General features: G+C 67.9%; 9 protein-coding genes. All 9 read left to right on the forward strand.

All coding sequences use genetic code 11. The annotated features are described in order from the left end of the window. Nucleotides 1-337: 2-oxo-4-hydroxy-4-carboxy-5-ureidoimidazoline decarboxylase (locus tag QK444_RS28935; protein ID WP_282785297.1), on the forward strand; the 337-nt coding region annotated here is incomplete at its 5' end. After that, entirely contained in the window at nucleotides 334-666 is a 333-nt protein-coding gene (uraH, locus tag QK444_RS28940) for a hydroxyisourate hydrolase (protein ID WP_282785298.1), read from the forward strand. The genes QK444_RS28935 and uraH, both read left to right, overlap by 4 nt. A gap of 5 nt (nucleotides 667-671) precedes the next feature. Then, the gene (gene pucL / locus QK444_RS28945) at nucleotides 672-1,577 is read left to right on the forward strand and encodes a factor-independent urate hydroxylase (RefSeq protein WP_282785299.1); all 906 of its coding nucleotides are present in this window, start codon (nucleotides 672-674) and stop codon (nucleotides 1,575-1,577) included. A gap of 15 nt (nucleotides 1,578-1,592) precedes the next feature. Beyond that, nucleotides 1,593-2,990, forward strand: a complete 1,398-nt coding sequence (locus QK444_RS28950; protein WP_282785300.1) for a nucleobase:cation symporter-2 family protein — start codon at nucleotides 1,593-1,595, stop codon at nucleotides 2,988-2,990. Between the two features lie 125 nt (nucleotides 2,991-3,115). Next, a complete protein-coding gene (locus QK444_RS28955) occupies nucleotides 3,116-3,496 on the forward strand; it encodes a hypothetical protein (protein WP_029932897.1) in 381 nt (126 codons plus the stop codon). Beyond that, complete coding sequence (locus QK444_RS28960) at nucleotides 3,493-4,290, forward strand: TIM barrel protein (protein WP_282785301.1); 798 nt, start codon at nucleotides 3,493-3,495, stop codon at nucleotides 4,288-4,290. The genes QK444_RS28955 and QK444_RS28960 overlap by 4 nt, the downstream gene beginning before the upstream one ends. Beyond that, the gene (locus QK444_RS28965; protein WP_282785302.1) at nucleotides 4,287-5,162 is read left to right on the forward strand and encodes an NAD(P)-dependent oxidoreductase; all 876 of its coding nucleotides are present in this window, start codon (nucleotides 4,287-4,289) and stop codon (nucleotides 5,160-5,162) included. The genes QK444_RS28960 and QK444_RS28965 overlap by 4 nt, the downstream gene beginning before the upstream one ends. Beyond that, on the forward strand, nucleotides 5,159-6,958 hold the full coding sequence (gene gcl, locus QK444_RS28970; RefSeq protein WP_282785303.1) for a glyoxylate carboligase: 1,800 nt from the start codon (nucleotides 5,159-5,161) through the stop codon (nucleotides 6,956-6,958). Before QK444_RS28965 ends, gcl begins: the two co-directional genes overlap by 4 nt. A gap of 17 nt (nucleotides 6,959-6,975) precedes the next feature. Further along, the coding region (locus tag QK444_RS28975; RefSeq protein WP_282785304.1) for a glycerate kinase at nucleotides 6,976-7,333 on the forward strand (358 nt) is incomplete at its 3' end.

Raw genomic sequence — 7,333 nt, forward strand, 5'->3', positions numbered from 1 at the left:
GTCGGCAGCGTCTGTTGTGTATAAGACACAGGCCCACCCGCGCATCGGCGAGCGCGCCGCCGGCCCCGGCCGCGGCGCCTCCTGGTCCCGCGAGGAGCAGTCCCGCATCGATGCCGACGTGGAGACCGCCGCCGCCCTGCATTCGGCGAACCGCCTGTACGAGAAGCGCTTCGGCCGCGTCTTCCTCATCTGCGCCACCGGTCTGACCAGCTCCGAGGTACTCGCGGCCCTGCTGCTGCGGCTGGGCAACGACCCGGAGACCGAGGCCGCGGTGGTGGCGGTGGAGTTGCGCAAGATCGCGCTGCTGCGCCTGCGCCGGGTGGTGGTGCCCGCATGAGCGCCGTCACCACCCATGTCCTCGACACCGCCCTGGGGCGGCCCGCCGTCGGCGTGCCCGTGCGGCTGGAACGTGTCGACGGCGATACCCCCGAAGTGCTCGCCATCGCGGTCACCGACTCCGACGGCCGCATTCGCGATTTCGGGCTCGACCGGCTGGACCCCGGCGGCTACCGGCTGGTCTTCGGGGTCGCCTACTACGCCGCGACCACCGGGCAGGACTACTTCCTCTCCGCCGTCGACATCACCTTCACCCCAGCCGACAGCGGCCACCACCATGTGCCGCTGCTGCTGAGCCCCTTCGCCTGTTCCGTCTACAGAGGGAGTTGATCACCGTGGCCATTCAGCTGGGCCCCAACCAATACGGGAAGGCCGAGAACCGGATCGTGCGCGTCTACCGCGACACCGACCGGCACCGGATCCGCGACCTCAACGTCTCCACCTCCCTGCGGGGCAGGTTCGACGACGCGCACATCACCGGCGACCAGAAGGATGTGCTGCCGACCGACACTCAGAAGAACACCGCCTTCGCCTTCGCCAAGGAGAAGGGGGTGGAGGCGGTCGAGGACTTCGCGCTGGTACTGGCCGACCACTTCATCTCCCGCACCCCCGGTGCGGACGGGGCGCGCATCGAGATCGAGGAGTACGCCTGGAACCGCATACCGGTGGACGGCGCGGAGCACGATCACGCTTTCGTGCGCGGCAGCTCCGAGGTGCGCACCACCGTGGTCAATATGGACGGCTACGGCCCGGACCGGCGCACCCACGTGGTGTCCGGGCTGCGGGATCTGGTGCTGTTCAAGTCCACGGGGTCGGAATTCCACGGCTTCTTCGAGGACAAGTACACCACCCTGCGGCCCACCAAGGACCGCGTCATGGCCACCTCGCTGGTGGCCCGGTGGCGCTACGACCACCTGGACGTGAACTGGGACAAATCCTTCGACGCCATCCGCTCGATTCTGCTGCGGCAGTTCGCGGCGGTGCACTCGCTCGCTCTGCAACAGACCCTCTACAGCATGGGACGCGCTGTGCTGGAACAGCTTCCGGAGGTCGCCGAGATCAAGTTCTCCGCGCCCAACAAGCACCACTTCCTGGTGGACCTGAGCCCGTTCCACGTGGAGAACCCGGGTGAGGTGTTCATCGCCGCCGATCGCCCCTACGGGCTGATCGAGGCGAGCGTGCACCGCGACGACGCCTCCGATCCCGGGGCCGCCTGGTTCGCCGTACCCGGATTCTGTTGAGGAAGTGATGCTTTCGTGAAACTCTTCAACAAGAACCGTACTGCGGGTCCCGAGGACGAGACCTATCCGCCGCTGGCAACTCTCGCCTACGGCACCCAGCACATCCTGACCATGTACGGCGGGGTGATCGCGCCGCCGCTCATCGTGGGCGGTGCTGCCGGGCTGTCGCCGGGGGAGATGGCGCTGCTGGTCACCGCGGGCCTGTTCGTGTCCGGACTGGCCACCATGCTCCAGGCGCTGGGCATCGGTCCGGTCGGCAGCCGATTGCCCATCGTGCAGGGCGTGTCGTTCGTGAGCGTCTCCACCATGGTGGCCATCTCCGAGAGCGGCGGTCTGAGCGCGGTCTACGGATCCATCATCGTGGCCGGTGTGATCGGCCTGGTGCTGTCGTCGGTGTTCGCGCATCTGGTGCGCCTCTTCCCGGCGGTGGTGACCGGCACCATCATCACGGTGATCGGGCTGTCGCTGCTGCCGGTCGCACTGCGCTGGGCGATGGGCGGTGATCCGGGACAACCCGACTACGGGTCTATGTCCAATATCGGTTTCGCGGGCCTGACCCTGCTGGTGATCCTGGTGATCAGCCGGGTCTTCCAGGGCGCGATATCGCGGCTGTCGATCCTCATCGGCCTGGTGCTGGGCACCGTGGTGGCCGTGGTCCTCGGTCGCGCCGACTTCTCCGACGTCGGCGACAGCCCGCTGGTGGCCCTGCCGCCGCTGTTCCCGTTCGGCCCGCCGACCTTCGAGGTCGGGGCCATCGTGGCCATGACCATCGTGATCCTGGTGATCATGACCGAGGCGACCGCGGACATCCTCGCCATCGGCGAGATCCTCGACACCGAGGTCGACACCAAACGGGTGGCGGCCGGATTGCGCGCCGATATGGCCTCCTCGGCCTTCGCGCCGCTGTTCGGCAGCTTCCCGTGCAGCGCCTTCGCTCAGAATGTGGGGCTGGTGGCGCTGACCGGCATCAAGAGCCGGTTCGTGGTCGCCACCGGCGGCTTGGTGCTCATGCTGTTGGGCCTGGTGCCCGTCATCGGCGCGGTGGTGGCCGCCATCCCGGACGCGGTGCTGGGCGGTGCCGCCGTGGTGCTGTTCGGTTCCGTTGCGGCCAGCGGCATTCGGATGCTGGCGCGGGTGTGCTACGAGGACAACCTGAACATGGTGATCGTGGCCGTATCGCTCGCCTTCGGCGTGATACCCATTGCGGCCCCGACATTCTGGGACTCGTTCCCGGAATGGATCGGTGTGGTGATGCACTCCGGCATCAGCGCCACCGCCATCGTCGCCGTCCTGCTCAATCTCCTGTTCAACGAGATCACCATCGGCAATCGCTCGGGCGCGTCCGTATTCGCCGCCGCGGCGGATGAACGCGACGGATTCGGCGAGCGAATCGACGACGACATCCGGGACTGAACGCCCGGCTGGACGAATCTACGAAAACAGCCCCGAATCGATTCGGATGTTTGGTGCTCATCGGCCTATCGCGGGCGGTGTGACTCCGGACATACTTTCGGTCATCGGGGGAGGAAGGAATCACGATGCCTCTCATTTTCCTGAATGGCGGAGCCATGCGTGGTGGGCCGCTGAATCATCTGCTCGCGGGCGCACCGTTCGCGGGTGAGGTGAAAACCGCGCCGCACTACCGGTTCTATTCGGTCGGCGACCGGTTCCCGGGCCTGCACCCCGTGTCCGACGGGGGCGCTCCGATTGTCGGGGAATTGTTCGACGCGCCGATGGAGGTGCTGCGTACCAGCCTGCTTCCGGCGGAACCGCCGGAACTGGAGCTCGGCGTGATCGAACTCGAGGACGGCCGTTCGGTGCTGTCCATGGTGCTGCGCCGTCCGCCCGTTTCCTATCCGCAGCTGATCGACATCACCGAATTCGGCAGCTGGACGACTTATCGCGAGGGAAAGAAATGAAATACGGACCCGGAGGCTCGCCCCGGAAATTCGACGTCAACTGTTCGATTCTCTTCACCGACCTGCCGCTGTTGGAACGGCCCGCCGCGGCCAAGGCGGCCGGATTCGACGGCGTCGAATTCTGGTGGCCGTTCGGAGAGAATCCGACCCCGGGCGACAAGGAGATCGACGCCTTCGTGCGCGCCATCGGCGACGCCGGGGTGGAATTGGTCGGCCTGAACTTCATCGATCTCATTCCCGCGGGCCGCGGTCTGGTCTCGGTGCCGGGGGAGGAGACCCGATTCCGCGACAATATCGACGTGGCGGTCGGCATCGCCGAGCGCACCGGCTGCACGGCGCTGAACGCCCTGTACGGCAATCGGATTCCCGGCGAGGACGCGGAGAAGCAGGACGAACTGGCCCTGGAGAACCTCGGCCTGGCCGCCCGCGCCGCCCAGCGCATCGGGGCGACCGTGTTGCTCGAGGCACTCAACTCCTATGAGTCGCAGTCGTATCCGATCGTCTCCGCGGCCCAGGCGGTGCGGGTCATCGAACAGGTCGGCGAGTCCAACGTGCGCTTCCTCTGCGACCTCTACCACCTGGCCCGGATGGGCGAGAACCTGACCTCCGTCATCGACACCTGGGGCCGCTACATCGGCCACGTGCAGATCGCCGACTCGCCGGGGCGCGGCCGGCCGGGCAGCGGCGTCCTCGACTTCGACGGACTGTTCGCCGCCCTGGACGCCAGCGGCTACGACGGCTGGATCGGCCTGGAATACAAAGACCCCGAACTGGATTGGGAGTGGATCAAGTGACCAAGATTGGATTCGTCGGACTGGGCATCATGGGCGGCCCGATGGCCGGGCATCTGGTGCAGGCCGGTCACGATGTCACCGTCTACGATGTCAACCCCACCGCCATCGACAAGCTGACCACCGTCGGTGCGACCGGTGGCGGCGATATCGCGGAGACGGTGCGCGACAAGGACATCGTCATCACCATGCTGCCGCAGGACGAGCACGTGGAGGTGGTGTTCGCCGAGGTCCTGGCGCACGCCGCCGAGGGCACCCTCTACATCGACTTCTCCACCATCACCCCGCGCACCGCCGAGTGGACCTACACCGAGGGCGCCAAGCGCGGTCTGCGGGTGCTCGACGCCCCGGTCTCCGGCGGTGAGCCCGGCGCGGTGAACGCCACGCTGTCCATCATGGTCGGCGGTAACGAGGACGACTTCGCCACCGCCACACCGATCTTCGAGACGGTGGGCAAGACCTTCGAGCTGGTCGGCCCGAACGGGTCCGGTCAGGTCGTGAAGGCGGCCAACCAGCTGGTGGTAGGCGGCACCTACGCCCTGATCGCCGAGGCCATCCTGCTCATGGAGTCGCTGGGCGCGAATGCCGAGAAGGGCCTCGACGTGCTCGCGGGTGGGCTGGCTGGCAGCCGCATCCTCGAACTCAAGCGCAAGACCATGCTGGAGCGCAGCTTCGCGCCGGGCTTCCGGATCGACCTGCACCACAAGGATATGGGCATCATCCTGGCCGCCGCCCGCCAGGCCGAGGTGCCGATCCCGATGGGCGCGCAGACCGCGCAGCTCATCGCCGCCGCCCGCGCCATGGGCCACGGCTCCCTGGACCACTCGGCCCTGCTGCTGGTGGCCGAGGCGCTGGCCGGAAAGGGGCGGGCGTGACACGGATGCGCACCGTGGACGCGGCCGTCCTGATCCTGGAGAAGGAAGGCGCGACACAGGCTTTCGGGCTGCCCGGCGCGGCCATCAATCCCTTCTACAGCGCCATGCGGGCGCACGGCGGCATCCGCCACGTGCTCGCCCGGCACGTGGAGGCGGCCTCGCACATGGCCGAGGGCTACACCCGCGCCCGGGCCGGGAACATCGGCATCTGCGTCGGCACCTCCGGCCCGGCCGGAACCGATATGATCACCGGACTGTATTCCGCCAGTGCGGATTCCATTCCGATCCTGTGCATCACCGGCCAGGCTCCGGTGGCGAAGCTGCACAAGGAGGACTTCCAGGCTGTCGATATCGCCTCGATCGCCGCTCCGGTGTGCAAGTGGGCGGTGACGGTGCTGGAGCCCGCGCAGGTGCCCGGCTCCTTGCAGAAGGCGTTCGCACTCATGCGTTCCGGGCGGCCCGGCCCGGTGCTCATCGACCTGCCCCTCGATGTGCAGCTGGCCGAGATCGAATTCGACATCGACACCTACGAGCCGCTGGCGGTGCACCATCCCACCGCCACCCGGGCGCAGGCGGAGAAGGCACTCACCATGCTGGCCGCCGCCGAGAAGCCGCTGCTGGTGGCGGGCGGCGGCGTGGTCAACGCCGACGCCGCCGAGCTGCTCGTCGAATTCGCCGAGCTGACCGGCGTTCCCGTGGTGCCGACGCTGATGGGCTGGGGCACCATCCCCGACGACCATCCGCTGCACGCGGGCATGGTGGGCTTGCAGACCTCGCACCGCTACGCCAATGCCACGCTGCTGGAATCGGATTTCGTGCTGGGCATCGGCAACCGGTGGGCCAACCGTCACACCGGCGGCGTCGAAACCTACACGCGTGGACGCACATTCGTGCATGTCGATATCGAGCCGACGCAGATCGGACGGGTGTTCGCCCCCGACTACGGCATCGTCTCCGACGCCGGGGCCGCGCTGACGGTGTTCCTGGAGGTGGCGCGGGAGATGGCCGCCGACGGGCGGCTGCCGGACCGGTCGAACTGGGCCGCGCAGTGCCGCGAGCGCAAGCGCACCCTGCTGCGCAAGACGCACTTCGACGCGGTGCCGATCAAACCGCAGCGGGTGTACCAGGAGATGAACCGGGCCTTCGGGTCGGATGTCCGCTACGTCACCACCATCGGCCTGTCGCAGATCCAGGCGGCGCAGCTGCTGCACGTGTACAAGCCGCGGCACTGGATCAACGCGGGCCAGGCCGGACCGCTGGGCTGGACCCTGCCCGCCGCGCTCGGGGTGGCCACCGCCGACCCGGACACCCCGGTGGTCGCATTGTCGGGTGACTACGACTTCCAGTTCCTCATCGAGGAATTGGCGGTCGGCGCGCAGTTCAACATCCCGTACATCCACGTGGTGGTGAACAACTCCTACCTCGGTCTGATCCGGCAGGCACAGCGGCAGTTCGATATGGACTACTACGTGCAACTGTCGTTCGACAACATCAACAGCCCCGAGGTGGGCGGCTACGGCGTCGATCACCTGAAGGTGGCGGAGGGGCTGGGCTGCAAGGCCATTCGCGTCTCCGAACCCGACCGCATCGGGCAGGCGCTCGAGGACGCCAAGAAGCTGATGGCCGAGCACCGGGTGCCGGTCCTGGTGGAGGTCATCCTCGAACGCATCACCAATGTGTCGATGGGCCTCGAGATCGACAGCATCAACGAGTTCGAGGAGCTGGCCGGCTCGATGGATGACGCGCCCACCTCCATCGCCGCCCTGGAGTACGAAGCGAGCGGGAGCACGGTGTGATCCAACCGCGCGGTGGGGTGAGGAAAGGATGGCAGGAGGGCCACGTGCTGCTGGCCCCCGACAAGTTCAAGGGGTCGCTGACCGCCCCGCAGGTCGCCGCGCACATCGCGGCCGGGCTCCGGCGCGTGCGCCCGGAGGTCCCGGTGGTGAGCGCGCCGGTGGCCGACGGCGGTGACGGCACCGTGGACGCCATGGTGGCCGCGGGTTTCGCCCGTCTGCAGACGGGTGTCACCGGGCCGGTCGGAGATCAAGTGGCCGCCTCGTTCGCGATGAGGGGCGAGACGGCCGTGGTGGAACTCGCCGAGGCGTCCGGGCTGCGGCGGCTCCCCGACCGGCCCACCGCCACCACCAGCCTCACCGCCACCAGCGCGGGCA

Source organism: Nocardia sp. CC201C, from assembly GCF_030010695.1.
Classification (GTDB): domain Bacteria; phylum Actinomycetota; class Actinomycetes; order Mycobacteriales; family Mycobacteriaceae; genus Nocardia; species Nocardia otitidiscaviarum.

Excerpts from the sequence above, each read along its gene's own strand:
- uraH (WP_282785298.1), top strand. The coding sequence starts at position 334 with ATGAGCGCCGTCACCACCCATGTCCTCGACACCGCCCTGGGGCGGCCC.
- QK444_RS28955 (WP_029932897.1), top strand. The coding sequence starts at position 3,116 with ATGCCTCTCATTTTCCTGAATGGCGGAGCCATGCGTGGTGGGCCGCTG.
- QK444_RS28960 (WP_282785301.1), top strand. The coding sequence starts at position 3,493 with ATGAAATACGGACCCGGAGGCTCGCCCCGGAAATTCGACGTCAACTGT.